Below are 25,329 nucleotides of genomic sequence, written 5' to 3' on the forward strand. Positions count from 1 at the left end.
GCAAGAATGGCGCTTTTTGGCTGCCTAACACAGAGATCTTGGAGGGGAACAGTATGACCTGATAAAAGATTTGTGGGCGGGGCCGATTTCAATCTTTATTTTCTGCGCTGTTGTAAATCAGCATTCCGGAACCCTCACTAGTTTGTATTTGTTTTCCCAGTCGCTGACCAATTTTGTCTACGGCCCGTTCCAGAAGCGAGAGGACGTCAGGCCGACGCCAATAGCGCCTACCATCGCTGCCACCACGGCGCGCCCGAAATCAACAAAAATCGAAATGGGCGGGTGTAATGCGTAGATGCTGCAAGATGCTCGCCCGAGACACGATGTCGGATTTCGCTGACATCCTGCGCCCGTCGATCCAAGTGATCAGGGCAGCGAAAAGGAAGCAGGCATCGGAAGGGACGGGAGGGCAGATAAAAGCAAACCCGTTTTTGCCGTAAAATCAATCGCTCAGTGAAATATTGGCTGGGGAACCTGGATTCGAACCAAGATTAACGGAGTCAGAGTCCGTCGTTCTACCATTGAACTATTCCCCAGCATAAGCGAACCGGCTGGCGGTCGGCTGGTGTGCGGCGCTTATAACCAAAAGCCGGGGAATTGCAAATAGCTGTTTTGAAAAAAATCGGTGCTGCCGCGGAAAGGTGAAACCGCTGCAAATCCCTTGGTCCAAAAAAGAATTTGGCGATTTCGGCCGGCGCTGATATTCTTGCCGCAACGCAAAAATCGAATGAGCGCCTGCTGCATATCTCAAGACTTGCGCGGCGCGGTGGAAAAACAACGTGGAAGACCCCGAAGGCGGCGCAAAGCCGCAATTTGACGGGGCGTCGGCGGCAGGGCGCAAGGACGGCAAGAAGTCCAGGCGCCGCAAGGGCAAGCGTGGCGGGCAATCCCGCAACGCGGCTCATCCCGCTTCGCATGAGCCTTCCGGCGGTGCCGGACAGCCTGCGCGCCCGATGGAAGATGCAGCCGGGAATCCGGCCCGCAAGCGCAAGCGTCGCCGTCGTGGTGGCCATGGTGCTGTGCAGGACGGTTCACCTCTCCCCCAGGCAATGGAACAGACGGCAACGGCAGGCAATGCCGTCCGTGCCGATAGCGATTCAGCGCCGAGCCGTCGCAACCGCCGCAAACACCGCGGCAAGCGCGGTCTGCAGGGCCGGCCGCTGACACCGGCAAAACCATCAGGTTCCCCGCAACAGGAACGCCGCTCAGAAGAAACGGTGCTCAGGGCCGAACTGCGTGAAACACTGAATGGCGCGAGCGCCTCCCGCAGGGGCCGCCAGGAAGGCCAGTCCCATCCCGGGCATCAGGGGGATCGTCCGGCCGGCGAGCATGTGTGGCCGGAGGAGCTCTATGCCGCCCTCGATCTCGGCACCAACAATTGCCGTCTCCTCATTGCCCAGCCGACTCGTCCGGGTCAATTCCGCGTTGTCGATGCTTTTTCCCGCATCGTGCGCCTCGGCGAAGGCCTTGCGGCCAGCGGCCGTCTGTCGGATGAGGCGATGGAGAGGGCGATCGAGGCGCTGAGGATCTGCGCCTCCAAGCTGAGGAACCGGCAGATCAGCCGCATGCGGCTGATCGCCACCGAAGCCTGCCGCCAGGCCGTCAATGGCGAGGAATTCCTCAGCCGGGTCGTTGCCGAAACCGGCCTCGCGCTCGAGATTATCGATCGAGAGACAGAGGCGCGGCTTGCCGTCTCCGGCTGCTCGTCGCTGGTCGGTCGCGAAACACGCTCCGTCGTGCTCTTCGATATCGGCGGCGGCTCGTCGGAGATTGCCGTCATCCGCATCGGCGACAATCGCTTCAGCCGCCTTGCCAATCACATCACCCACTGGACCTCGTTGCCGGTCGGCGTCGTGACGCTGTCGGAGCGCCATGGCGGGCACGACGTCACGCCGGAGGCTTTCGAAGGCATGGTGCGCGAAGTCGAAGGCATGCTTGGAAGCTTCGATTGCCCGGAGATCGAGGTCGCCCAGACCGGTGACTTTCACCTGATCGGCACATCGGGCACGGTGACGACGCTTGCCGGCGTCCATCTCGACCTGCCGCGTTATGACCGGCGCAAGGTCGATGGCATCTGGCTGTCCGACGATGAGGTCTCCGCCATGCAGGCAAAGCTCCTCTCCTGGGATTTCGCAAGCCGTGCCGCCAATCCCTGCATCGGGCCTGACCGGGCCGATCTGGTGCTGGCCGGCTGCGCGATTCTCGAGGCGATCCGCCGCCGCTGGCCGAGCCCGCGCATGCGCGTTGCCGATCGCGGCTTGAGGGAAGGCCTGCTCACCGACATGATGGCCGATGACGGCGTGTGGCGGCGCAATCGCAACCGCCGCGGCCAGCGCGTGAGATCGTGAGATAAGGAATAGGCATGACCAAGGCACCGATCGCGGGAAACCGCACCGGCCGCAAGCTCGGCCAGCGCGTCAAGAACAAGAAGATGAAGGCCTCTTCCCGGCAATGGCTGGAGCGCCACATCAACGATCCCTATGTGCAGCGCGCCCAGCTCGAAGGCTATCGAGCCCGGGCTGCCTTCAAGCTGCTGGAGATCGACGAGAAGCATCATATCCTGCGTGGCGCCAGGCGCATCATCGATCTCGGCGCTGCCCCCGGCAGCTGGTCGCAGATCGCCGCCAAGGTCACCGGCTCGACAGATGATGACATTCGGGTGGCTGCGATCGATTTCCTTGAAATGACCCAGCTGCCGGGGGTCAAGATCCTGCAGCTCGATTTCCTCGATCCCAGTGCGCCGGAAAAGCTGCTGGAGGCCGTCGGCGGCACACCGGATCTCGTCATATCAGACATGGCGGCGCCCACCACCGGCCACCACCGCACCGACCATCTGCGCACCATGCATCTCTGCGAAGTCGCAGCCCATTTCGCCGTCGAAGTGCTGGGGGAAGGCGGGCACTTCCTCACCAAGACTTTTCAGGGCGGTACCGAGCGTGAGCTGCTGGCCATGCTCAAGCAGAACTTTCGCCAGGTCGTCCATGTCAAGCCGAACTCGTCGCGCGCCGAATCGGTCGAGATGTTCCTGCTGGCCAAGGGGTTCAAGGGGCGCAAGGTTGAAGGCGAAGCAGAAGAAGCTTGATCTTCGGGCCAGTCCTGATGGATGATGGCGATCGACTGCATAATTCCTTAAATCGAGGTCGATTTAAGGATAAGATAGGCAGCAATGGAAAGCGTTGCCGCGTCCTTTGCGTGTCCGAAAGGACGCGCGGCGCTGTGAGGATTTGAACCGCTGATCCCATGCTTCTTTACGTCACGCTCGGAACCAACGACCTTTATCGTGCAGGGCATTTTTACGATGCCGTGCTGTCTCCCCTCGGCTATCGCCGCCAACGCTCTTCCGAAGAGGAAATCGGTTATTCCGCCGAGGGCGATACGCGCTGCCGCTTCTGGGTGGTGACGCCGTTCAATCGCCGCCGGGCGACCTCAGGCAATGGCGCCATGGTCGCGCTGGCGGCCGAAACGCGGGCCGATGTCGATGCCTTCCATGCCGCGGCGATCGCGGCAGGCGCCGTGGATGAGGGCGAGCCCGGCCTGCGCTCCTACCACGCCCATTTCTATGCCGCCTATATCCGTGATCTCGACGGCAACAAGCTCTCTGCCGTCTGCGAAAGCCCGGACTAGCGGCTCCCTATTTCACCGCCTGATGTTCGGCTTCAACCGTTGCGGCCGTCATCGCCTTCGAGCGGTGGCCGGAAACGATTGCGCCGGCATTGCGGTCCATCCGGATGAAGGGAATGGTCGCAATGACAGTCAGTCCGGCGATAATGTAGAAAGCGAGGTGGAAATCGGCCACCTGCAACGCTTCGCCGCGGAAATAGATCGAGCTCTCCAGGATCGCGGCGGCGACCGCGACGCCGAGCGCCAGGCTGACCTGCTGCATCACCGAGCTCATCGATGTCGCCTGGCTGGCTTCCGCATCTTCGATATCGGCGAAGGCAAGCGCATTAACGCCGGTGAACATGAAGGAGCGGGAGAAGCCGCCGAGCAGCAGCACGCCGATGATGACGAGATGCGGCGTTGACGGCGTGAACAGGCCGGTGACGACAGTCACCAGGGTCGTTACCATTGCCGCGCCGAGAAGCGTCGTGCGGAACCCGGCGGCTGCGAAGACGCGTTTCGCCATGAACTTGGTGGTGATTGCCCCGATCGCGCCGGCAAAGGTGATGAGGCCGGATTGAAACGGCGTCAGCCCGAAGCCGAGTTGGAGCATCAGCGGCGTCAGGAAAGGCATGGCGCCGACGCAAATGCGAAAGAGCATGCCGCCCAAGGTGGAGGCCCGGAAGGTCGGGTTCTTGAACAGGTTGAGGTTGAGGATCGGCGCCGGATGCCGCTTGGCGTGGCGCACGTAGAGGACGCCGCAGATGAGGCCGATCAAGGTGGCGGTGACGCCGATGATCGGGGGCAGGGCCGGCAGACTGACCACCGACAGGCCGAAGACGACGCCCGCAGCCGATAGCGAGGTCAGCACGAAGCCGGTGACATCGAGCCGCGGCGGCGCCGTCGCTTCCACCTCCGGCAGAAAGATCGTCGCAAGCCAGATGCCGATGATGCCGACCGGCACGTTGATCAGAAAGATCCAGTGCCAGCTGAAATAGGTGGTGATGAAACCGCCGAGCGGCGGGCCGGTGAGCGGGCCCACAAGCGCGGGGATGGTGAGCAGCGCCATGGCCGAGACCAGGTCGCTACGCTGCGTCGTGCGCACCAGCACGAGGCGGCCGACCGGCGTCATCATCGCGCCGCCCATGCCCTGCAGGAAGCGGGCAAATACGAATTCGACGAGGTTGGACGAAATCGCGCAGAGGATCGAGCCGATGACGAAGACCGAGATGGCAAGGCGGAAGATCTTCTTGGCGCCGAACCTGTCGGCCATCCAGCCGCTGACCGGGATGAACACCGCAAGCGCCACCATGTAGGAGGTCAGCGCCAGCTTCAGCGTGATCGGCCCGACATTGAGATCCCTAGCGATCGCCGGCAGCGCCGTTGCAATGACGGTGGAGTCCATCTGTTCCATGAAGAGGGCGACGGCGAGGATCAGCGGGACGATGCGATTCATAGGCGGGAGCCTTGAGGGGCGCGGATGGGAGGTGGGAAGGCCCGTGCTGTTTAGTCCCACTTCCCCGTTCTGCCAATCCCCCAATCCGGGTCCCAATTCGGGTCGATGACACGTTTGCTTCACGTCTGCGTGAGACGGCTTGCCCGCCAACGTCGGCTATCAACATTGACATATGGTTTCCCAGCCGGGGCAAGAAATTCGACCGGAAACGTCATCGGGGCCGAGCGGCGGCAGCCGCACATCATGGGAGAATGGATATATGACAATTTCGACGCGAATGAAGCGACGCACACTTTTTGCCGCAGGCCTTGGCTTGGCTGCGGCGCCGGCAATTTTTAGAGATAAGGCCGAAGCGGTCGCGACTGGAGAAAATAGAAGTATGGATGGCACGCCTTTGCCCGAAATCAATCAATTCAAACTCGGTTCCTATAAGTTCACCGTCGTCCGCGACGGCATCAACATCTCAGAAAAACCCTATGAAACCTTCGGCACCAATCAGGATCCCGAAACGGTCAAGGCGTTGCTCTCCGCAAATTTCCTGCCGGCCGACAAGTTCCTGAACGGCTATACGCCAGCTCTCATCGATACCGGTTCGGATGTCATCCTCGTCGATACCGGTTTTGGTGCGAGCGGTCGCGCACGCGGCGCCGGCCAGCTTGCCGAAGGCCTGAAGGCGGCGGGGTATTCGGCCGACGACGTCACGCTGGTGGCGCTCACCCATCTGCACGGCGATCATATTGGCGGCCTGATGGAAGACGGCGCGGCTGCCTTCAAGAATGCCCGCTATGTCGTCGGCCAGGCGGAGTATGATTTCTGGTCGGACAAGGCGCGTGAGGGCACACCTGCCGAGGGCGGCCACAAGGCGGTGCTCGCCAATGTCGTGCCGCTCGCCGAGAAGACCACTTTTATTAAGGACGGTGATAGCGTCGCACCCGGCATAACGGCGATGCTGGCGGCCGGCCACTCGCCGGGGCATATGGTGTTCCACGTCGAATCCGAGGGCAAGCGCCTTGTGCTCACAGGCGATACCGCCAACCATTATATCCTGTCGCTGCTGCGGCCGGATTGGGAGGTGCGCTTCGACATGGACAAGACGCAGGCAGCCGCCACCCGCCGCAAGGTTTTCGAGATGATCGCCACCGAAAAGATCGCCTTCCTTGGTTATCACATGCCATTCCCGGCAGTCGGCTTCGTCGAGAGGCAGGATGGCGGTTATCGCTTCGTACCGAAGACCTATCAGTTCGACATCTGATCCGAAGCGGTTCAGCCTTTCACGGAAGCGCTGAACCGCTATAACATATTGTTTTTACAGAATTCTGGACAGAAAATCGCTTAGCGTTATTCCCGGAATGCTCCTGGCGCATGGCACCCATGACGAGCCCGGCGGGCAGGCCGGGCTTTTTGCTATTTCCTTCCTGTCATAGACGTGTTACCAGCCCTCGCCAACTTCCAAGCAACCCATGCAGACCGCCGGGGCGGACGATTCGTTTCCGGACAGGGTCGCATTTTTATTAAATGAAGGAATTTGGCCATGGCACGCATCATTGAAACGGCAACCGGCGCAGACGCGCTTACCTTCGACGACGTGCTGCTGCAGCCGGGACATTCCGAGGTCATGCCCGGCCAGACGAATATCTCCACCCGCATCGCCCGGGATTTCGAGCTCAACATCCCGATCATTTCATCCGCCATGGATACCGTCACCGAGAGCCGTCTAGCGATCGCCATGGCCCAGGCCGGCGGCCTCGGCGTCATTCATCGCAACCTGACGCCGATCGAACAAGCCGAGCAGGTCCGGCAAGTGAAGAAATTCGAAAGCGGCATGGTCGTCAATCCGGTGACGATCGGCCCTGATGCGACGCTTGCCGATGCGCTCGGCCTCATGAAGTCCTACCGCATCTCCGGGATCCCTGTCGTCGAGAAGTCCGGCCGCCTCGTCGGCATCCTGACCAACCGCGACGTCCGCTTCGCTTCCGATCAGGAACAGAAGATCCATGAGCTGATGACCAAGGACAATCTGGTCACCGTCAAGGAAAACGTCGATCAGCAGGAGGCCAAGCGCCTGCTGCATTCGCATCGAATCGAGAAGCTGCTGGTCGTCGATGCCGAAGGCCGCTGTGTCGGCTTGATCACCGTCAAGGACATCGAGAAGTCGCAGCTGAACCCGAACGCATCTAAGGATGCACAGGGCAGGCTTCGCGCTGCTGCCGCGATCAGCGTCGGCGATGACGGCTTCGAGCGCGCCGAGCGCCTGATCGAGGCCGGCGTCGACCTTCTGGTCGTCGATACCGCCCATGGTCATTCGCAGCGCGTCCTCGATGCGGTCGCCCGCGTCAAGAAGCTTTCCAACTCGGTGCGCATCATGGCCGGCAATGTCGCCACCTACGACGGCACCAGGGCGCTGATCGATGCCGGTGCGGATGCCGTTAAGGTCGGTATCGGTCCGGGTTCGATCTGCACGACGCGCATCGTTGCCGGCGTCGGCGTTCCCCAGCTCGCCGCCATCATGTCGGCGGTGCAGGCCGCGAATGACCAGGACGTGCCCGTTATTGCCGATGGCGGCATCAAGTTCTCCGGCGATCTTGCCAAGGCGATCGCTGCCGGCGCTTCCGCCGTCATGATCGGCTCGCTGCTTGCCGGCACCGATGAGAGCCCGGGCGAGGTCTATCTCTACCAGGGACGCTCCTTCAAGGCCTATCGCGGCATGGGCTCCGTCGGCGCCATGGCCCGCGGCTCGGCCGACCGTTACTTCCAGGCCGAAGTGCGCGACACGCTGAAGCTCGTGCCTGAGGGTATCGAAGGTCAGGTGCCGTACAAGGGGCCGGTCTCGGGCGTCATCCACCAGCTCGCCGGCGGTCTCAAGGCGGCCATGGGCTATGTTGGCGGCAAGGATCTGAAGGATTTCCAGGAGCGGGCGACTTTCGTGCGCATCTCCGGTGCCGGTCTTCGCGAAAGCCACGCCCATGACGTGACGATCACCCGCGAGAGCCCGAATTATCCGGGCGCCGGCCTCTGATCATGAAGGCGGGCAGCGGGATTCCTCTCTGGATCGTCGCGCTGCTCGCAGCCCTTTGCCTTGCCGTGCTCGCCTGGACGACCTTCGGCTTCGTCGTTCCCTTCAAGCACGAAACCGGCCAGGCGGTGCTCGATACTTATTTCGCCGGTTACGACGAGTCTGCGGTCTTCCACATGCAGCAGCTGCTCGATGAGAACGAGACGGCGACCAGGCTGCTGCGCGCCATGTATTTCGGGCCGGAGCTGATCTTTCCGGCATTGCTGACAGCGCTGCTGTTCCTCGCCTTCCTCAAGCTCGGTCCTGTCGGTTCGTGGTTCGGCCAATCGGTGCATCCGGTCATTAGCAAGGCGGTCTACCTGCTGCCGTTCATCTACGGCATCGCCGACTATGGCGAGAATATCTCGAGCCTCATCGCCTTCGGCAACGGCGCGTATGCAGGTCTTGCAACATACCTGCTGCCCTGGATGACGCGATTGAAATTCGCAAGCCTTGCCATCTGCTTCATCGTCGCCGCCCGGCTCGCCATCATGCGCTGGCTCTCTTCGCGCCAGGACTGAGGCGCCGTATTCCATCCAGCTCCATGTCGAAAAGCCGGGATACCTGCGCCGATGTGCCTTAGCGACGCAGGTGCCGATGGGGCGTTGCCCTATGCTGGTATCCAGCTCCCCTTTCGGCTAATGCTCGCGTCGAAAGCGGAAGCCGAAAGGAAACGACCAACATATGACCGGCTATCAAATCTTCTGGCCACTCCTCGCCCATGTGGCCCTGGTCTATGGTCTTTATGCGCTTCTGGGCATGCGTCGCGCCAGGATGGTCCGCGCCGGCAGCATCGCGAAATCGGATTACCGCGAAAACCGCGGCGAGCCGGCCGAAAGCCTGGTCGTCAAGAACTGCCTCGCCAACCAGTTCGAACTGCCTGTGCTCTTCTACGCCTGCTGCGTTCTTCTCTATATTACCGAGGCCGACAATCTCGTCGCCCTCGGCCTCGCCTGGGCCTTCGTCGCCCTGCGTTACGCCCACGCCGCCATCCATGTCACCAGCAACGATCTGCGTTATCGCAGCCCGATCTTCGCCGCCGGTTACCTGGTGCTTGCCGCCATGTGGATCTGGCTTGCCGCATGGATGGTGATGAGCTGAGGCGGCAGGCGCCGCCGCCCCATCACTTGCCCGTACCTGCTGCATAACTCCTTAAGTCGGGATCGAGCTCAGGATAAGATCATGTAACAATTCAAAGTGTTGCAGGCCGACGACGCAAGATGCCGGCATCGGCGGCAATATGGCCGCCCGACGTTGAGTCATTCCCAACGATATTGTTTTCACCAAAGTGAAAAGGCTGGAGGACCAGTCAAAACATCCGCCTAAAGCGTGCGACGTAAGGTTGTTGTTCCCGCGCCCGATGAATATTTCAATAACATGGTTACTAATATTTAAATTGATTGGCCTATTTCTGCGCGAGCGAATGATGTGGGGACGATTTGCGAGCGAGCATGGGCGAAAGGATATGTGGAGCGGCAATCCAAGGGATGGTCATGCTGCGACTTGCGGGATTGGCAAGCACTGCGGCGCTGGTCCTGGCCGTGGGACCGGGATGGGCGCAGGTCATCACCGGCAATGACACGGAGATCGTCGATGGCAACGACCCGGGCGGTACCGGCGCGGGCACGCAACCGAGCCCATGGACAATCAATACCGACCTCATCGTCGGCGATCAGAATGGTGACGATGCAGCCCTTGTCATCCGGAATGGCGGCACAGTCAGCAATGACATCGGCGTGCTCGGCGTCCATCCAGGCGCCGCAGGAACGGTGACGGTCACGGGGGCAGGCTCGACCTGGACCAATGCCGACGACCTTTATGTCGGCCATCAAGGCACCGGCACGCTCACCATCGAAGACGGAGCTGCAGTCAACAATGCATTCGGCTATATCGGCTATTTCTCCGGCGCCAGCGGCACGGTGACGGTCACCGGCACCGGCTCGACCTGGACCAATGCCCAGGATCTTTATATCGGCGACAGCGGCACCGGCACTCTGACTATTTCGAACGGCGGAACGGTCAGCAGCGCATCCGGCTATATCAGCAACGACTCCACGGCCATCGGTGAGGTTATCGTCACCGGCACGAACTCCATCTGGATCAATTCCAGCTATGTCTCGGTCGGCGAGGCGGGAGCAGGAACACTGACTATTTCGAATGGTGGCTCGGTCATCGACAGCGAAGGCTATGTAGGCTTCAGCTCGAACGCCAGCGGCGTGGTAAGCGTGACTGGTGCGGGGTCGAGTTGGATCAACTCCGGCGCGTTGTTTGTCGGCGTATTCGGTTCGGGCAGTGTGACCGTCGACAGTGGCGGCACGGTTTCGGCTTCCGAGGTCATCATCGCCGACGATTCGGGCGCCACGGGAACGGTGCGGATTGCGGGTAGCGACGCAAACGGGCGCGGCGTCCTGGAGACCGGATATATCGAGAGAGGCGATGGTGACGCGGACCTCGTTTTCGATGGCGGCATTCTCAGCGCAACGGGCAACGAGGCGAATTTCCTGCGCGATTTCAACGCCGGCGAGGTAACGATCGATGCCGGCGGCGCCTTTATCGATACGAACGGCTTTGCCGTCGGCATTGCCACGGATCTGCAGGGTGCCGGTGATTTGACGAAACAGAGCAGCGGCACGCTGACGCTTTCGGGCACCAGCAGTTATACCGGTGTGACGACGGTCGAGGCCGGCACGTTGCAGGCGGGCAGTGCCGGCGCCTTCGTGCAGAATGGCGCCTATGCGGTCAATGGCGGCATATTCGATCTCGGCGGCTTCGACCTGACTATGGGAGAGCTTTCGGGAAGCGGCGGCGAGATCGCCATCGGCAGCGCCGAACTCACGCTCGATCAGGCGAGCAATACCACCTATGGCGGCATATTCTCCGGCAGCGGCGACGTTATGATGCTGGGCAGCGGCACCTTGCGCCTGACCGGCAATAGCTCGGGCTTTGCCGGCACGACCACGGTTTCGGACGGACGCCTGATCGTCAATGGCAACCTTGGCGGCATCCTGATGATGACCGGCGGCACGCTGGCCGGGTCGGGTCATATCGGGACGGTGACCGCTGGTGCGGGCGTCACCATCGCGCCGGGCAACTCCATCGGAACATTGACCATTGGCGGCAACCTCACCTTCGATCCCAGTTCCACCTATGAGGTCGAGGTCGATCCCGCTGGCACTGCCAGCGATTTGATCTCGGTCACGGGGACCGCGTTCCTCAATGGCGCCAGCGTTGCCCATGTCGGGATGAATGGCGACTACCAGCCTTTCTCCACCTATACGATCCTTACCGCCGCCGGCGGGATCAACGGAACATTCGGCGCCGTCACGTCCGATTATGCCTTCCTCTCGGCAGATCTCTCCTATGATCTGAACAACGTCTATCTGGAGATCGAACGCAACGACGTGCGTTTCAGCGACATGGCACGGACGCGCAACCAGGTTGCCACGGCAGAGGCTGCAGAGAATCTCGGAACCGGCAACGATATCTACGACGCCATCGTCACATTGCCCGATGATGACGAGCCGCTGATCCAGGCCAGCTACGACGCGCTTTCCGGTGAAATCCATGCCTCGATCAAAACAGCGCTGATCACGCAAAGCCTCTTTGTCCGCGAGGCCGCCAACGAGCGCCTGCGTTCCGCGTTCGGCGATGCCGGTGTCGGCATGATCCCGATACAGGCCTTCTGGCCGGGCGGTCCGGAACTCATCGTTGCCGATCCTTCGGGCGCGCCGGTTTTCTGGAGCACGGCCTTTGGCGGTGCAAGCGAGACACACACGGACGGCAATGCCGCCACGTTCAACCACCGGACCGGCGGGTTTCTCGCCGGCGTCGACGCCACGTTCGATGACGTCAGGCTCGGCCTGATGGCCGGTTACAGCAATTCCCAATTCGATCCGCGGCATCGAAGCTCATCGGGATCGAGTAACGATTATCACCTCGGCCTTTACGCGGGCACGCAATGGGGCGGTCTCGCCTTCAGAACCGGTCTCGCTCATACGTGGCACGAGATCGAGACCAGCCGCAGCGTCGCTCTCGGAAGCTTCGAGGACAGGCTGGAGGCGAGCTACAATGCCGGCACGCTGCAGGCATTTGCCGAGCTGGGCTATCGGTTTGAGGCGGCGGCGGCCTCTTTCGAGCCTTTCGTCAATCTCGCCCATGTCGGCATTCGAACGGCGGGTTTCACCGAACAGGGCGGGGCCGCCGCGCTTGACAGCTCCAGCCGCACGACCAACACCACGATCACCACACTTGGCCTGCATGCCGACATGAAGATCCGCCTGGGCGAGACGAACGCCACCCTGCGCGGCATGTCAGGCTGGCGGCACGCCGCCGGCGGTATCGTTCCGGTGTCGACGCATGCTTTTGCCGGAGGCGACGCGTTCACCGTCGCCGGCGTACCGGTGGCAGAGAACGCCTTCGTTCTCGACGCCGGGCTCGACTTCGACCTCACCGAAAGCGCCATCCTCGGCATCGCCTATTCCGGCCAGATTGCCGATAATGCGCAGCAGCATGGGGCCAAAGCGACGCTGTCGGTGAAATTCTAAAAACGTTCCGAAATACGAGATGCATTGCAGCGCTCCCGCGTCTTTTCAGACGCGTAAGGACATTGCAACACTTTGAGTTGCAGCATAATGCCGTAGAGCCCCGTTTTTCATACGCTTTTGCCGGTCGTTAAAATGCGAGTGTTTCCATTTACCGCCGATGAAGACCTGCATGTCATGCCTTCCGCCGCGAACAAAAAGAATGGGAACGACATGGGCGCGGAAAGCATGGATCGCATCGGCTTGCGCAGGAAGCCGAAGCAGGAGCGCAGCATCCAGAGGCTGGACCTCATTCTCGCTGCCGCCGCCAAGATCATCGCCAAAAAGGGCGTCAGCGCCATGCGAATGACGGAACTCGCCATTGCCGCCAAGGTACCGATCGGTTCGGTTTACCAGTATTTCCCGGAGAAGGCGGCAATCGTCAAAGCCCTGTTCGACCAGCACGCCTCGGCGATCCAGGCGAAGACGGCGGCGATGTTTACCGACGTCCAGTCACTCGACCAGGCGCTGGACCGCGTCTGCGCCATCATCGACTGGTATTACGAGTCCTACCACAACGATCCTGTCTATCTCGGCGTCTGGATGGGAACGGAGACCGATCAGGATCTGTTGCAGCTGAATATCGAACATAGCAGCCGCGTCGCCGGCATCTTCCATGACGCCGTGCGCCAGCTGGCTCCCGACCTTTGCGACGAAGAAATGTATGCGCGCACTTACCTGTTCAGCCACCTGATCGGCGCCGTCATCCGGCTTGCCGCCGTGAGCGAGGAGGCCCTGGCGCGGCGCATGCTCGATGAATGGAAGCGCGTCATTCGCGCCTCCCTTTTCGCCACCACGGTACAGCGCGCTGCCTGAGAGTTCTTACCAGCTTGGTACCATATTGGCCGCCTTCAGCCGCGGATAAAGGCGCGCCTGGGCGGATTTGACGTCCGCCTCGAGGCTGTCGTCGACGACAGTGGGCGTGATATTGTCGAGGCAGGCGGTGATATGCGCCGTGATCGCGTTCATTAGCGAGAGCGAAACGCCCGGCCGCTTCATGATGCCGATCTGCACCGGCGGCAGCGCCGGGAAGCCGTCCGCCTGGCTCAGCACCTTCATGCCTGTCCGCAGCGCCGATTCCGGCATGACCGAAACCGCCATGCCGGCAAGCACGGCAGCGGCAACGACGGTGCAGGACCAGCTGGTGAACAGGATCTGGTGCTCGCGTCCCACAGCATCGAGCGCCGAGCAGGCGAGCTGGCGCCACTGGCAATCGCGCCGGCCGACGGCAAGCGGCACCGGGGCGTCGTCGCGGATCGGATGGTTGGCCGAACCCACCCAGCAGAGCGGCTCGGTTCTCACCACATCGGACATGCGCTCGCGCGGATTGTGGGTGACGAGCGCGATGTCGAGTTCGCCCTTGTGCATGCGCTCGGCCAGATCCACCGAGGGCTCGCAGACGATGTAGAGCTCGACATTCGGATGCGTCTTGGCGAAGCGGCCGATGATTTCGGGCATGTAGCGGTCGGCATAATCGTCCGGCGTACCGATGCGCAGCATCCCCTCCAGCCTGTTGTCGTCGAAAGCAGCAATCGCCTCATTGTTGAGGCGGATGATGCGCCGGGCATAGTTGAGCAGCTTTTCTCCCTCGACCGTCAGCCGATTGCCGCGCCCGTCCTTGATGAACAGCTGCTTGCCGATGCGCTCCTCAAGACGGCGCATCTGCATGGAGACGGCCGATTGGGTCTTGTAGACCCTGTCGGCGGCCTTGGTGAAGCTGCCGGAATCGACGATGGCGATAAAAGTCTGCAATTGGTCGAGATCAAGAGGCGCGGACATGTTTTCACCCATAAAGATAGCTGATGATAATCATTAGAAACATTCGTTGGACTGATCAATAGGTCTTTGGCATCTTCGGGATGCAAATCAAGCAAAGTGAAGGACAGACACCCTGCCTGTCCGAGCCAATTCAGCCTTGCTCCTTCCCGTGCGACCTCGCGGGAGGGGTGGGTTGTTGCGCGCCAAAAGAAAATCGAAAGAAAGGAGAGTCCCATGCGCATGACAGATCGGACAATAGAACTCGACTGTGGCAAGCTCACCCCGACGTTTTCCCAGCGTCTGGCAGCAGGCCTCGCACCGTTGACCTCCCTCTTTCGCGGGTTCCGCAATCGAATGGAGATCAACACGCTGCACGATCTGAGCGACGCTCAGCTGAGGGATATCGGCCTTAGCAGGGCCGACCTGACCTCCGCGTTCCTGGCGTCGACCTTCTTCGAGGACCCGTCGGAACATCTGACGCGCTCGGCGCGCAATCGCTGGCGCCTGTCGTTCTTCCGCTCCCACGAAGAGTAGGAGCGTCGAGTTTCCCCGCAGGGTGATAGCCAATAGCCCTGCCGCTTGACCCGGTGATCGGCTTTCCCAAGCCATCTCCGGGTTTTTTTATGCGCGAAAGCATGTCGCGCTAAAGTGTGCGCGGTTTTGCGATAACGACATGCGCAAAAATCTAAAGCATGTCGCGCAAAAGTGTGTCGCGGTTTTGCGGCAACGATATGCGAGAAACCAAGGACCTAAAGCGTGGCAAGCGAATCGGAAAGATCGCGACGCGCTTCAGAGCGCTATTCGCTCTTTTCCGAAGAGGGCTTCGGCCGATAGGTTTCGAAGATCGCTTCCAGGTTCCGCTGGTAGTTCTTCTGCACTTCCAGCCCGCTGTCGAACATGGCGTTCAGCATCTCGGTATAGCTGTCTGCAGCGGCCTTCGCCTCTTCGTGTGGCGCTTCCGGCATCTTGGTCGTGGTCTGGGGCTTTGGCTGCTGGCCGAGCCCGCCCATCATCTCCTGGAAGGCCTTGGCGAAAGGATTGTCGAGGAAGGGGTTCGGCGTCTGCGTTGCCGCAGGCTTCGGCACCGAAAACATCTGCTGCATCGCCTGCGTAAAGGGATTGTCGAAGACGCTGGGCTCTGAGGCCGGCTTCGGCGCGAAGCCGGTACTCTCAAGCCATTTCTGGATGGTCTCGCCCATCGCCGTATTGACGAAAGGATTGACCGGCGAGGCCATCTGGCCGGTCGTCTGCTTGAAGAGCCCGCCCATCAGCGTATCGGCGAGCACCGGCAGCATCCGCTTGTAAATGTCCTGGCCGATGCCGGTCATCTGCGCCGCCTGGGCGGCGACCGCGCGCGAAACCTCCTTCGAGCCGAAGAGTTGGGCAAGGATGTTGTTGCCGTCGGAAATACCCTCCGGCGTGAAGGCCCGGTTCATATCCTCGAAATATCGCGCATAGTTGCCGGAGGAGACCGCCTGCATCAGCCCGACGAAATCATAGGGATTGCTGGTGCTGCGTTTCAGCCCGGCGGAAAAGGCCGGCATCAGCGCCGCCATCGCCTTCGTCGCCTGTTCCTGCGCAAGGTTGAACTGCCGGGCGATCGCTTCCATCGCCGCCCCGTTCTGCGCCTGCATCATCATGTCGAAGAGTGGCAGCATGGAAGTCCCTTTCCCCCGGTCGTGACGCGTTGTAACGCCACTATAACCGGAAATGGCAATGCGCAAACGGCTTTTTGCCATAAGAACTTAGCCGGATGAGGCGAAAGCGGCCATAACGACGGCCGGCCGTCACCCTCCATCGGCCTATATGGTATGCTCATCGGAAACCGATCCCTGCGCGCCGGCGTTCTTCTTCCATGGCCGAAACCAAATCCTCCACTGGTCACGACGAGGCGCCACCGAATGAAGACGGTGCGAAGCCGGGCGCCGACATTTCCTTCCCCTATGACAGGATGACCGTCGAGCAATTCCGAAGACGCTTCCCCCGTGCCCGCTGGAGTGATGCCCGCAAGGCCTGGTTCGTTCCCGGGCGGACGGCGTCCCGCCGCATCGGGCAATGGCTTGCCGAGATGGAGGCTGAAGCCGACGCCCATGCCGATGCGAAGGGCCGCGACGCCTTCGCCTTCGATCCCATCGACAGTCCTTACCTTGAACTCGGCAAGGCAGGCTTTCGAATCCGCACGCCGTATTCAAAGACCGTCGTCGACGAACTGCGCGAGGTGCCATTCTCGCGATGGGACGGCGATCTCAAGCTATGGCACGTTCCCTTCCGGTCCTATGAGGAACTCAGACGCCGGTGGGCGGAGATCGAGGCGGCGGCGCGCAGAAACGAGCCGGAGGAGAGACGACGTCGAGCCGAGGAGCGGAAAGGGACCGAACGGGATGTGCGCAGCAAGCTCCGCTCTGCGGAACGAAAGCGTCATCGCTACCCGCTTCAGAGCGACCACTTGCCGCCGATAGGCCGTCCCGTGGTCACCGCCTATGGAATCGTCGTGTTTACCGAAATATCAGGTGAGTTGGTCGACCCGAACGTCGTTGCGGACTTCTATCTCGGCGTGACCGAGGACCACGTCTGGGGATATTGGCGGATCCCCACATTGGAAGAACTCGTCCGCACCTGGCCTGCGAAGTTGCCACCAGTTCAAGACGCCGAGTGGTGGCTGCCGACGATCGAGGAACTAAGGCCCGCCCGTCGCACGGCAAGATCGCGCGAAGCCAGAAAGCGCGCGAAGGCGCCGTGACCACAGCTTGCTACTGCATATTCCTTGAATCGATTCCGATTTAGGGAATTCAGGGGCTCAGTTCAGTACTGATAGTCCTCGAACACCGGTTCGACCGAGCCCTGCCAGCGGCCGTGATAGAGCGACAGCAGATCCTCGGCGAGCGTCGCCTTTTTGGCGAGCACTTCTTCGAGCGGCGCCAGGAAGATGCTCTCGTCCTGGCCTTCCCGGTTGAGCCTGCCTCGCGCCTTGAGGCCGGCCCGTGAAATGCCGATCACCTCGCGCGCCATGTCGAAGAGCGGGTGTCCGCGGAATTGCGCCTTCAACCCTTCGGCGGGAACGGCGTTGCGCAGCGCACCGACCTCGGCAAAGCTCCAATCCTTGGTCAGTTCGTCGGCGGCTTCGAGTGCGGCATCGTCGTAGAGCAGGCCGACCCAGAAGGCCGGCAAGGCACAGATGCGGCGCCATGGGCCGCCGTCGGCGCCGCGCATTTCGAGGAAACGCTTCAGCCGCACGTCGGGGAAGAGTGTCGAAAGATGGTTCGTCCAGTCGCCCATCGTCGGCGCCGGATCGGCGACCTCGCCCTTCAATGCGCCATTCATGAACTGGCGGAAGGTGACATGGGTGCAGTCGTGATAGCGGCCGTCGCGGACGATGAAATACATCGGCGCGTCGAGCGCCCATTCGGCATAGTCACGGAAGCCGAAATCGTCGCGGAAGGTGAAATCGAGCAGGCCGGCGCGCCGGTTGTCGACATCGCGCCAGATATCGCCGCGCCAAGAGAGCAGCCCGTTCGGTTTGCCCTCGGTAAAGGGCGAGGATGCGAAAAGCGCGGTCGCCAGCGATTGCAGCTTCATCGAGACACGCATCTTCTTGCGCATGTCGGCTTCCGAGGAGAAGTCGAGATTCACCTGGATCGTGCAGGTGCGGTACATCATGTCGAGACCCTGGGTACCGACCTTCGGCATATAGCGGGTCATGATCTCGTAGCGTGATTTCGGCATCTGCGGGGTTTCCGCATAGGTCCATTTCGGACTGCCGCCGATGCCGAGGAAGCGGATGCCCATCGGTTCGGCGATTTCGCGCAGCGTCGCCAGATGCTGGTTCGATTCCCGACAGGTCTCGTGGATCGTCTCCAGCGGTGCGCCGGAGAGTTCGAACTGGCCGCCTGGCTCGATCGAGATCGCGCCCATGCCGTTCTGCTCGGCAAGCCCGATGATGTTGCCGCCGTCGGTGATCGGCTCCCAGCCGCTTTTTTTCTGCAGGCCGGTCAGGAGGGCCGAAATGCTGGCATCGCCAAAATAGGGAACCGGGCTGTTGTCGGCGCGAAAGAAGGCGAATTTCTCGTGTTCGGTGCCGATCCGGAAGCGCTCCCGCGGCTTGTTGCCCGCGGCGATATAATCGGTCAGATCCTGGACCGAAGAGAGCGGTGTCTGGTCGGTAGTGTCGCGGGCCATGCGGGATACCTGTATTCAAAAAGGCGCCCAGGGGGCCGGGCAATTGGAAGGGTGATTTGGACCCAAGCCACCTATGTTGCAAGTGAAATTCTTTCAACGACGCATCAAAAAAATAGCGCCGATTTCCATGTCAACCCGTTTTCGAGGTCAATCCCAGTCGCCGATCGCCGCCTGCACCACCGCCAGGGCCGCAACAGCTGCCGTATCGGCTCGCAGGATGCGCGGCCCTAGCGGAATGGCGGTGACGAAATCGAGGCTTCGCAACCGCGCCCGTTCTTCTTCCGAAAAGCCGCCTTCCGGCCCGACGAGCAAAGCGAGATGTCTTTCCCTGATCGCCGACAGCACCGGCAGCGGGTTTTGCCCGGCATCGCCCTCGTCGCAATAGATGATGCGACGCTCGCTCGGCCAGCGGTCGAGCAGGTCGAGAAGCCTCACCGGCTCGGCCACATCGGGAATGCCGAGGATGCCGCATTGCTCCGCCGCTTCGACGACATTGGCGCGCAGCTTGTCGAGATTGGTGATCTTGCCCTGGACGTGCTGGGTCATGACCGGCTGCAGCAGGCCGGCTCCCATTTCGACCGCCTTCTGCACGAGGTAGTCCATGCGGCCGACCTTGAGCGGCGCAAAGAGGTAGTGCAGGTCGCAAGGCAGCGGCTGCGGCCGCGTCTCTTCGGTTGCCGTCAACAGGATGCGTTTGCGCGTGGGGAAGGTAAGGGTCGCCTTCCACTCGCCGTCGCGGCCGTTGAAGAGCAGGATCTCCGCACCGTCCTCCATCCTCAGCACATTGCCGAGATAGTTGAACTGATCGGCATTCGCCTCCACGACGGCGCCGCTGGAAAGCGGCGCGTCGACGAAAAGCCGTTGCATACGGAAATTGGCGCGCATTTAAAAAACTCGGGATCTCAGACGAAGAGCGCGAACATAACCCAATAAATCATTGCCGCAAGCGCTGCCGAAACCGGCGCGGTGACGATCCAGGCGGCGATGATCGTCATGAAATGCGAACGGCGCACGAGATAGCGCCGCCGGGTCTCGTGGATATTCGGCTCTTCCGGCTCGTCGATATCAAAGCTCTCGGCCTTGCGCCTTATATAGGCGATGCGGGCCTTCGAATGGCGCGTGTACCATTCGCGGAAGAATCCGACGCCGAAGACGGCGCCGACGGCGATATGCGTGGTGCTGACCGGCAGGCCGAGCCAGGAGGCGACGATGACGGTAAAGGCTGTCGACAGCGCGACGCAATAGGCCCGCATCGGATTGAGCTTGGTGATCTCCTCGCCGACGAGGCGAATGAGGCGCGGCCCGAAGAGCAGCAGGCCGACGGAGATGCCGAAGGCGCCGATCAGCATGACCCAGAGCGGCGGGTGCCCGATGGCGTCGCCGCCGATGCCGACCGAATGGACGATCGCCGAAAGCGGCCCGACCGCGTTCGAAACGTCGTTGGCGCCATGCGCGAAGGACAGCAGCGCTGCGGAGCCGATCAGCGGCAGCTTAAACAGAACCCGCAGCGAGCTGTTGCGGTTTTCAAGATCCCGCGCTTGGGCGAGAACGAGCGGCCGGGCGGCAAGCCAGCTCACCAGCCCGATGCCGATCCCGATAAGGATGATGGTGAAAGACTGAAACCTGCCCGTGGGCGACAGCTGCAGCACCATATAGGCCATGAAGCCGCCGGCCATCACCGCAACCAGCACCGGCACCCAGCGCCGCGCGGCCGCGATCTTGTCGTCGCGATAGATGATCAGGGTTTTGACGAGATAAAGCAGCCCGGCCGCGATCAGCCCGCCGATCAGCGGCGAGGTGATCCAGCTCGCGGTGATCTCCAGCATCACCCGCCAGTTCACCGGCTCCGGCCCGACGGCTGAGATGCCGGCGCCGATCACCGCCCCGACGATCGCATGGGTGGTGGAGACCGGCGCGTTCATCCAGGTTGCAAGGTTGATCCAGAGGGCTGCGGCCATCAGGGCCGCCATCATGATCCAGCCGAGCAGCGCCGGCGGTACCTGGACGGCGTCGACAATGTTTGTGGAAATCGTCTTGACGACCTCGCCGCCGGCGATCGTGGCGCCAAGAACTTCGAAAATCGCGGCGATGATCAGTGCCTGGCCCATCGTCATGGCGCGCGCGCCGACGGCGGCGCCGACATTGTTGGTCACGTCATTGGCGCCGATGTTCATCGCCATGTAGCCGGCAAGGGCCGCCGCCGCGACGACGAGCATCGCTCCCGGCCGGTCGAACACGTAGACACCGGCAAAGAGCATGGCCAGACCGACAAAGATCAGCCCGAGACCAGGCGGCACCAGCCGCCGCAAAACATGCTTCGCCGCGTCCTCGGCATGGGTGATCTTGTCGAGGTCCTTATCGAGCGTGCGTTTCGTGAGGACTGCGGGACGTGGCGGCATTCTTTTTCCTGAGGATGAATCTGCTTCTACGCTGCTTTCCTAGCAGCGCAAGATGGCAGGATTCATTCTGCCGGAATTTGTTTCACTTCTGGAATTTGCTTCGCCGCCTTGGCCGAAAGCCTGTCGGCCATCCTTTGCTTGAAGGCGAGGAAAAGGTGGCGGAGCTCCGGTTCGCGCACGCGCGCCGCCGCTTCGTCGAATGAAACCCATTCGATGCGGCGTTCGCCCTTTTCCTTGAAGTTCTTCGCCATGTCGGTGACTTCGAGCGCATAGACCTGCACCTTGCAGATCACCTGCACCCCGTCGCGCAGCACCTTCGAATAGGTGTAGGCGCCGAGCGTCTCCGCTTCGACGACGCCGCGGACGCCGGCTTCCTCGAAGGCTTCCTGCGTCGCAACCTCATGGGCGCATTTGCGCGTCATCGGCCAGCCCTTGGGAATGACCCAGCGGCCGGTGTCGCGGCTCGTCATCAACAGTACCTCGACCTCGCCGCTCTTCTTCTTTACCCGATAGCAGAGCGCACCATATTGCTGTCGCGGCGGACGCCGGAACATCAGTTGCACATCGGAAGCCAGTCGGGCGAGAAGAGTCAATTGTCGGGTCACCTTCGCAGTCGTCGTTAGGAATCACTCATATACGTATATCACGGAAAGCTTACTCAATCCAAAATAGGCGTGACGATTCGAAACGCGATTTGATCGCCGTTCATAGGGAAATTGAGGCGGAACAGTTTCGAAAAATCCGCCACATCCTGTCTCGAATGCGTCACATTGCACAGCTGTACAATATGGCGTGAACTTGCCTTTCGTTCAATGGCGAGATCTAGTGATCCACCATGATTTTGTGAATGTCGTCCCCATGCGTCTTCCCCCGCTCAATGCCATCCGCGCCTTCGAGGCCGTCTGCCGTCACGGCAGCATTCTGAAGGCTGCCGAAGAGCTGAATGTGGTGCGCGGCGCCGTGCGCCAGCAGATCGACATGCTGGAGAATCACTTCGGCCGCAAGCTCTTCCTGCGTGACGGCCGCAGGCTGGTCCCGACCTTGCAGGCCAGCGCTTTTGCAGCCGCCGCGAGTGCGGCTTTCGACATTCTGCAGCGCGCTGCTTCGGAGCTTGAAGGCGTGGTGCCGGGCCGCATCCGCCTTGGCGTGCCCTCCGCCTTCGCAGTCTGGTGGCTGATGCCGCGCGTGGCAGACATGCAGGCGAGCCTCGGCCATACCGTCGACATCGTGCCGATGACCGTGGTCGAACCGTTGCAGATGCACCCCGAATTGGACGCTGTGATCATGGGCGGCGAATACCGGCCGGCCGCAGGCATTACCGCCCTGCGGTTCATGGCGGACGAGTTCGGCCCGGTCGCGACGCCTTCGCTTGCCGCGACACTATCGAGCGGCCCGGCGGCGATGGGCGCGCTGACGATGCTTGTCAGCCGCAGCGTTCCGAAACTCTGGGACGAATGGTTTGCCGAAAGCGGCACGCAGCCGGTCGTCTATTCCCGCGCCCAGGAATTCGAGGATCTGCTACTGGCGCTGGGGGCTGCCCGCTCCGGGCTTGGCATCGCGCTTGCCCCGCGTGCTTCTATCGAGGACGATCTCCAGCGCGGGCATCTGGTCGCGCCCCATGGCTTCATCTCCCGGCCATCGGGCTATAGCCTCTGCTGCCGCACGCCGGATGCGAAACGGCCGGCCTTTGCGGCTTTGTCCGGCTGGCTGCTTCGTTGCGGGATGTCGGGTTGAAGGGGCGTGGCGGTTCGGACCCAATCAAGACCCCTCCCCAACCCCTCCCCACAAGGGGGAGGGGCTTAACCTGCCGCACCCGTTTTCCAGATCTGCGACGTTTCGAGTGGAAAGAGGCGGGCGCTCCGGGTTAGTCCCTCCCCCTTGTGGGGAGGGGTTGGGGAGGGGACTTTCGCAAAGGTGGACGGGGAACGGAGAGGGCGCGGAATGTCCATTCGCCCCGCAAGCTGGGGTCCGAAGGACGGGTCGAGACCTGCGGCTCGACCCCGGTCGGTGCCGGCAGGCGGATGAGGGGCACCGGACACCGGCCTGAAAGGGCAGATTTTCTGCCCCTTCGCCAGAATTACTTCCATATTCGCAGCCCTGTTGCTCCGCTAAAAACAGCACCAACACGCAAATAGGAAAGAGATGATGGAAAAGAGCGCAACCCGCATCGACTGGATCGGCAACAGCTGCCGGCTGCTCAAGGCGACGGCGGCCGAATTCGAGCGGACGCGTCCTTTCGAGGGCCTGTCGATCGGCACCGGCATTCATCTCGAGCCGAAGACGGTGGCGCTGCTGATGACGCTTCGCGCCGGCGGCGCGCGTCTCGTCTGCACCGGCAATCTCAACAGCACCCAGCCTTCGACGGTCGAGTTCCTGCGTTCCCAGGGCATCACGGTCTTTGCCACGCAGACGACCGATCCCGCCGCCCATCATCAGAGCCTCGAAGCAGTGATCGCCGAAAAGCCTGATCTGCTGCTCGACAATGGCGGCGATCTCTTCGCGATCGCGGCGGAAAAACCCTACGCCAATCTCCGCGGCGGCACCGAGGAAACCACCTCCGGCCGCACCCGCCTGCTGCCGATCCGCGAGCGCCTGAACATGCCGATCCTCGTCATCAACGACAGCCCGATCAAGCAGTTCGCCGAAAACAGGCATGCCGTCGGCCAGAGCCTGTTTGAAAGCTACCTGCGCTTCACCAACCGCTCCACCAACGGCAAACGCGTGACGGTGTTCGGCTACGGCGCCTGCGGCAAGGGCACGGCTGCTTGTTTCCGCAATGCCTTTTCCACCGTCAGCGTCGTCGATACCGATCCGGTGACGACACTCGAAGCCCATCTCGACGGCTTCGTCACGCCGCTGCGCGATGCGGCGATCCGCTCGGCAGATATCATCGTCACCGTCACGGGTTTTGCCGCTATCGTGACGGCGGCCGACCTGCCGCTGGTCAAGGACGGCGCGATCCTGATGAATGGCGGCCATTTCCCGCATGAGATCGATGTCGAGGCTTTCCGCCGCCATCCCGATGTCGCCGGTATCGATCGTTATGAGGCCGATCACATCGAGACCTTCCATCTCAGCGACGGCCGCTCCTTCCATGTGCTCGGCGGCGGCCACATGGCCAATCTCGCCGGCCCGCGGCCGCTCGGCAATACCGTCGAATCGATGGATCTCGGCTTCACCCTTCAGGCCCGCTGCCTGGAACGCATCGCCAAGGGCGAGGCCGGTCCCCAATCCTGCATCGTGCCTGTGCCCTCCGATATCGATGCGATGGTCGCGAACGCCTATCTCGATCTGGCGCGCTGAATCGGCGCCGCCGTCAGCGCTCCCAGTAGGGGACGGGGCCATAAAGTTCCGCGAGATAGTCGATGAACAGTCGCACCTTGGCCGGCAGGAACTGCCGGCTGGGATAGACGGCCGACAGAGCGACATTGTGCGAGCTTTCGTAGGCGGGCAGCACCTGCACGAGGCGGCCACTCTTGAGCTCTTCGCCGATATCCCAGGTGGAGCGCAGCGCGATCCCGAGACCGGCGATGACAGCCTCGCGGATCACCTCGCTGGAATTGGTGATGAGCAAGCCCTCCGGCCTGAGGTTGAGCGCCCCGTCCGGCCCCTTCAGCCGCCAGGTGTCGTTATTATGGGCCGGCAGGCAGCGATGGTGTTTCAGCTCGTCGATGTGCTTCGGTTCGCCATGCGCCGCAAGGTAATCCGGCGAAGCGCAGAGCAGCCGGCGCACCGGCGCCAGCCTTCGGGCAACGAGGCTCGAATCGGTGAGTTCGGCAATGCGGATCGCCAGATCGAAGCCGCCGCCGACGATGTCGCTGAATTCGTCGGTCAGCACCAGGTTGATCGCAAGCTCCGGATGCGCCTCCATGAAATCCTTCAGGTGCGGCGCTATATGCATGCGCCCGAAGGAGGTCGGGGCCGAGATCTTCAGCGTGCCGTGCATCTGCGCCGAGCGGCCGGAAATATAGAATTCCGCCTCTTCAAGCCCGGCGAGAATGCCGAGAACCCGGTCGTAAAAGCCCTGTCCGGCCTCCGTCAGCGAGATCTGTCGCGTCGTGCGCTGCAAAAGCCGGGTACCGAGCCGGTCCTCCAGCCGCTTGATCCGTTTGGAGACGACGGCCGGCGAAAAGCCGAGCGCCCGCCCGGCGAGCGACATGCTTCCGGTCGAAACGACCTTGGCAAAGATTTCGAGATCACCCAGATTGGTCATACGGTTTTCGTGACTTTTCCCCTTTTGGCATAAGTGCTTAGCATTTGCGCCACTTTCGGGAAAGTGCTAAGCCGGTCTATCGGCGGCAGGGAGGT

21 protein-coding genes and 1 tRNA gene are annotated in these 25,329 nt (G+C 61.7%); 13 read left to right on the plus strand and 9 right to left on the minus strand.

Translation table 11 applies throughout. The features are described 5' to 3' along the window. Positions 1 to 462 precede the first annotated feature (462 nt). A tRNA-Gln gene (locus tag BA011_RS24015) sits at positions 463 to 536 on the minus strand. A gap of 243 nt (positions 537 to 779) precedes the next feature. Here BA011_RS24015 and BA011_RS24020 point away from each other — a divergent pair. The 3 genes from BA011_RS24020 (at position 780) to BA011_RS24030 (ending at position 3,624) form a co-directional block, all read left to right on the plus strand. After that, positions 780 to 2,348 (plus strand): Ppx/GppA phosphatase family protein, encoded by a 1,569-nt coding sequence (locus tag BA011_RS24020; RefSeq protein WP_065282277.1) that lies wholly within the window; start codon positions 780 to 782, stop codon positions 2,346 to 2,348. Between the two features lie 14 nt (positions 2,349 to 2,362). After that, positions 2,363 to 3,082, plus strand: a complete 720-nt coding sequence (locus BA011_RS24025) for an RlmE family RNA methyltransferase (RefSeq protein ID WP_065282278.1) — start codon at positions 2,363 to 2,365, stop codon at positions 3,080 to 3,082. A 158-nt stretch (positions 3,083 to 3,240) separates the two neighbouring features. Then, complete coding sequence (locus tag BA011_RS24030) at positions 3,241 to 3,624, plus strand: VOC family protein (protein WP_065282279.1); 384 nt, start codon at positions 3,241 to 3,243, stop codon at positions 3,622 to 3,624. Between the two features lie 7 nt (positions 3,625 to 3,631). Here BA011_RS24030 and BA011_RS24035 read toward each other — a convergent pair whose 3' ends face one another. After that, positions 3,632 to 5,056, minus strand: a complete 1,425-nt coding sequence (locus BA011_RS24035; protein ID WP_065282280.1) for a DHA2 family efflux MFS transporter permease subunit — start codon at positions 5,054 to 5,056, stop codon at positions 3,632 to 3,634. A gap of 259 nt (positions 5,057 to 5,315) precedes the next feature. On the opposite strand from BA011_RS24035, the gene BA011_RS24040 reads away from it, so the two are divergent. The 6 genes from BA011_RS24040 (at position 5,316) to BA011_RS24065 (ending at position 13,504) form a co-directional block, all read left to right on the plus strand. Then, the gene (locus tag BA011_RS24040) at positions 5,316 to 6,308 is read left to right on the plus strand and encodes an MBL fold metallo-hydrolase (RefSeq protein WP_065282281.1); all 993 of its coding nucleotides are present in this window, start codon (positions 5,316 to 5,318) and stop codon (positions 6,306 to 6,308) included. Between the two features lie 279 nt (positions 6,309 to 6,587). Beyond that, positions 6,588 to 8,072 carry an IMP dehydrogenase gene (guaB, locus tag BA011_RS24045; RefSeq protein WP_065282282.1) on the plus strand — a complete coding sequence of 495 codons (1,485 nt, stop codon included), beginning with the start codon at positions 6,588 to 6,590 and terminating at the stop codon, positions 8,070 to 8,072. 2 nt (positions 8,073 to 8,074) lie between these two features. After that, entirely contained in the window at positions 8,075 to 8,629 is a 555-nt protein-coding gene (locus BA011_RS24050; protein WP_065282283.1) for a hypothetical protein, read from the plus strand. Positions 8,630 to 8,792: 163 nt separating this feature from the next. After that, a complete protein-coding gene (locus tag BA011_RS24055) occupies positions 8,793 to 9,209 on the plus strand; it encodes an MAPEG family protein (protein ID WP_065282284.1) in 417 nt (138 codons plus the stop codon). Between the two features lie 392 nt (positions 9,210 to 9,601). Then, on the plus strand, positions 9,602 to 12,652 hold the full coding sequence (locus tag BA011_RS24060; RefSeq protein WP_237352529.1) for an autotransporter outer membrane beta-barrel domain-containing protein: 3,051 nt from the start codon (positions 9,602 to 9,604) through the stop codon (positions 12,650 to 12,652). Positions 12,653 to 12,862: 210 nt separating this feature from the next. Continuing rightward, on the plus strand, positions 12,863 to 13,504 hold the full coding sequence (locus BA011_RS24065; RefSeq protein WP_065282647.1) for a TetR family transcriptional regulator: 642 nt from the start codon (positions 12,863 to 12,865) through the stop codon (positions 13,502 to 13,504). Positions 13,505 to 13,510: 6 nt separating this feature from the next. On the opposite strand, the gene BA011_RS24070 is transcribed toward BA011_RS24065, so the two are convergent. After that, complete coding sequence (locus BA011_RS24070) at positions 13,511 to 14,467, minus strand: LysR substrate-binding domain-containing protein (protein WP_038614725.1); 957 nt, start codon at positions 14,465 to 14,467, stop codon at positions 13,511 to 13,513. Positions 14,468 to 14,680: 213 nt separating this feature from the next. Here BA011_RS24070 and BA011_RS24075 point away from each other — a divergent pair, with 213 nt between their 5' ends. Continuing rightward, positions 14,681 to 14,980: a DUF1127 domain-containing protein gene (locus BA011_RS24075; RefSeq protein ID WP_065282286.1), complete on the plus strand. Its 300-nt coding sequence runs from the start codon at positions 14,681 to 14,683 to the stop codon at positions 14,978 to 14,980. 263 nt (positions 14,981 to 15,243) lie between these two features. On the opposite strand, the gene BA011_RS24080 is transcribed toward BA011_RS24075, so the two are convergent. Next, positions 15,244 to 16,104, minus strand: a complete 861-nt coding sequence (locus BA011_RS24080; RefSeq protein WP_065282287.1) for a DUF937 domain-containing protein — start codon at positions 16,102 to 16,104, stop codon at positions 15,244 to 15,246. A 197-nt stretch (positions 16,105 to 16,301) separates the two neighbouring features. On the opposite strand from BA011_RS24080, the gene BA011_RS24085 reads away from it, so the two are divergent. After that, the gene (locus BA011_RS24085) at positions 16,302 to 17,186 is read left to right on the plus strand and encodes a hypothetical protein (protein ID WP_065282288.1); all 885 of its coding nucleotides are present in this window, start codon (positions 16,302 to 16,304) and stop codon (positions 17,184 to 17,186) included. A 62-nt stretch (positions 17,187 to 17,248) separates the two neighbouring features. Here BA011_RS24085 and BA011_RS24090 read toward each other — a convergent pair whose 3' ends face one another. The 4 genes from BA011_RS24090 to BA011_RS24105 all read right to left on the minus strand — a co-directional run bounded on the left by BA011_RS24090 (position 17,249) and on the right by BA011_RS24105 (position 21,614). Then, the gene (locus BA011_RS24090) at positions 17,249 to 18,622 is read right to left on the minus strand and encodes a glutamate--cysteine ligase (RefSeq protein ID WP_065282289.1); all 1,374 of its coding nucleotides are present in this window, start codon (positions 18,620 to 18,622) and stop codon (positions 17,249 to 17,251) included. A 147-nt stretch (positions 18,623 to 18,769) separates the two neighbouring features. Then, positions 18,770 to 19,507: a 16S rRNA (uracil(1498)-N(3))-methyltransferase gene (locus tag BA011_RS24095; RefSeq protein WP_065282290.1), complete on the minus strand. Its 738-nt coding sequence runs from the start codon at positions 19,505 to 19,507 to the stop codon at positions 18,770 to 18,772. 17 nt (positions 19,508 to 19,524) lie between these two features. Then, positions 19,525 to 21,021: an inorganic phosphate transporter gene (locus BA011_RS24100; RefSeq protein WP_065282291.1), complete on the minus strand. Its 1,497-nt coding sequence runs from the start codon at positions 21,019 to 21,021 to the stop codon at positions 19,525 to 19,527. Positions 21,022 to 21,083: 62 nt separating this feature from the next. Next, the gene (locus tag BA011_RS24105; protein WP_065282292.1) at positions 21,084 to 21,614 is read right to left on the minus strand and encodes an NUDIX hydrolase; all 531 of its coding nucleotides are present in this window, start codon (positions 21,612 to 21,614) and stop codon (positions 21,084 to 21,086) included. A 232-nt stretch (positions 21,615 to 21,846) separates the two neighbouring features. Between BA011_RS24105 and BA011_RS24110 the strand changes: the two genes are divergently transcribed. Together BA011_RS24110 and BA011_RS24115 are read left to right on the plus strand one after the other, a co-directional pair. Then, positions 21,847 to 22,755, plus strand: a complete 909-nt coding sequence (locus BA011_RS24110; RefSeq protein WP_065282293.1) for a LysR substrate-binding domain-containing protein — start codon at positions 21,847 to 21,849, stop codon at positions 22,753 to 22,755. Between the two features lie 411 nt (positions 22,756 to 23,166). After that, positions 23,167 to 24,324, plus strand: coding sequence for an adenosylhomocysteinase (locus BA011_RS24115; RefSeq protein ID WP_065282294.1), 1,158 nt, complete (start codon positions 23,167 to 23,169; stop codon positions 24,322 to 24,324). Between the two features lie 13 nt (positions 24,325 to 24,337). Here the strand turns inward: BA011_RS24115 and BA011_RS24120 are convergent, their stop codons facing one another. Beyond that, positions 24,338 to 25,234, minus strand: coding sequence for a LysR family transcriptional regulator (locus BA011_RS24120; protein ID WP_065282295.1), 897 nt, complete (start codon positions 25,232 to 25,234; stop codon positions 24,338 to 24,340). Positions 25,235 to 25,329: the final 95 nt, after the last annotated feature.

Source organism: Rhizobium leguminosarum (assembly GCF_001679785.1).
Classification (GTDB): domain Bacteria; phylum Pseudomonadota; class Alphaproteobacteria; order Rhizobiales; family Rhizobiaceae; genus Rhizobium; species Rhizobium leguminosarum_R.

What these genes read in the sequence shown, in the direction of transcription:
- BA011_RS24090 (WP_065282289.1), bottom strand. Translation starts at nt 18,622, where the DNA reads ATGGCCCGCGACACTACCGACCAGACACCGCTCTCTTCGGTCCAGGAT.
- BA011_RS24050 (WP_065282283.1), top strand. Translation starts at nt 8,075, where the DNA reads ATGAAGGCGGGCAGCGGGATTCCTCTCTGGATCGTCGCGCTGCTCGCA.
- BA011_RS24035 (WP_065282280.1), bottom strand. Translation starts at nt 5,056, where the DNA reads ATGAATCGCATCGTCCCGCTGATCCTCGCCGTCGCCCTCTTCATGGAA.
- BA011_RS24060 (WP_237352529.1), top strand. Translation starts at nt 9,602, where the DNA reads ATGCTGCGACTTGCGGGATTGGCAAGCACTGCGGCGCTGGTCCTGGCC.
- BA011_RS24080 (WP_065282287.1), bottom strand. Translation starts at nt 16,104, where the DNA reads ATGCTGCCACTCTTCGACATGATGATGCAGGCGCAGAACGGGGCGGCG.
- BA011_RS24095 (WP_065282290.1), bottom strand. Translation starts at nt 19,507, where the DNA reads ATGCGCGCCAATTTCCGTATGCAACGGCTTTTCGTCGACGCGCCGCTT.
- BA011_RS24100 (WP_065282291.1), bottom strand. Translation starts at nt 21,021, where the DNA reads ATGCCGCCACGTCCCGCAGTCCTCACGAAACGCACGCTCGATAAGGAC.
- BA011_RS24070 (WP_038614725.1), bottom strand. Translation starts at nt 14,467, where the DNA reads ATGTCCGCGCCTCTTGATCTCGACCAATTGCAGACTTTTATCGCCATC.
- BA011_RS24085 (WP_065282288.1), top strand. Translation starts at nt 16,302, where the DNA reads ATGGCCGAAACCAAATCCTCCACTGGTCACGACGAGGCGCCACCGAAT.
- BA011_RS24075 (WP_065282286.1), top strand. Translation starts at nt 14,681, where the DNA reads ATGCGCATGACAGATCGGACAATAGAACTCGACTGTGGCAAGCTCACC.
- BA011_RS24120 (WP_065282295.1), bottom strand. Translation starts at nt 25,234, where the DNA reads ATGACCAATCTGGGTGATCTCGAAATCTTTGCCAAGGTCGTTTCGACC.
- BA011_RS24055 (WP_065282284.1), top strand. Translation starts at nt 8,793, where the DNA reads ATGACCGGCTATCAAATCTTCTGGCCACTCCTCGCCCATGTGGCCCTG.
- BA011_RS24115 (WP_065282294.1), top strand. Translation starts at nt 23,167, where the DNA reads ATGGAAAAGAGCGCAACCCGCATCGACTGGATCGGCAACAGCTGCCGG.
- BA011_RS24040 (WP_065282281.1), top strand. Translation starts at nt 5,316, where the DNA reads ATGACAATTTCGACGCGAATGAAGCGACGCACACTTTTTGCCGCAGGC.
- BA011_RS24025 (WP_065282278.1), top strand. Translation starts at nt 2,363, where the DNA reads ATGACCAAGGCACCGATCGCGGGAAACCGCACCGGCCGCAAGCTCGGC.
- BA011_RS24030 (WP_065282279.1), top strand. Translation starts at nt 3,241, where the DNA reads ATGCTTCTTTACGTCACGCTCGGAACCAACGACCTTTATCGTGCAGGG.
- BA011_RS24065 (WP_065282647.1), top strand. Translation starts at nt 12,863, where the DNA reads ATGGGCGCGGAAAGCATGGATCGCATCGGCTTGCGCAGGAAGCCGAAG.
- guaB (WP_065282282.1), top strand. Translation starts at nt 6,588, where the DNA reads ATGGCACGCATCATTGAAACGGCAACCGGCGCAGACGCGCTTACCTTC.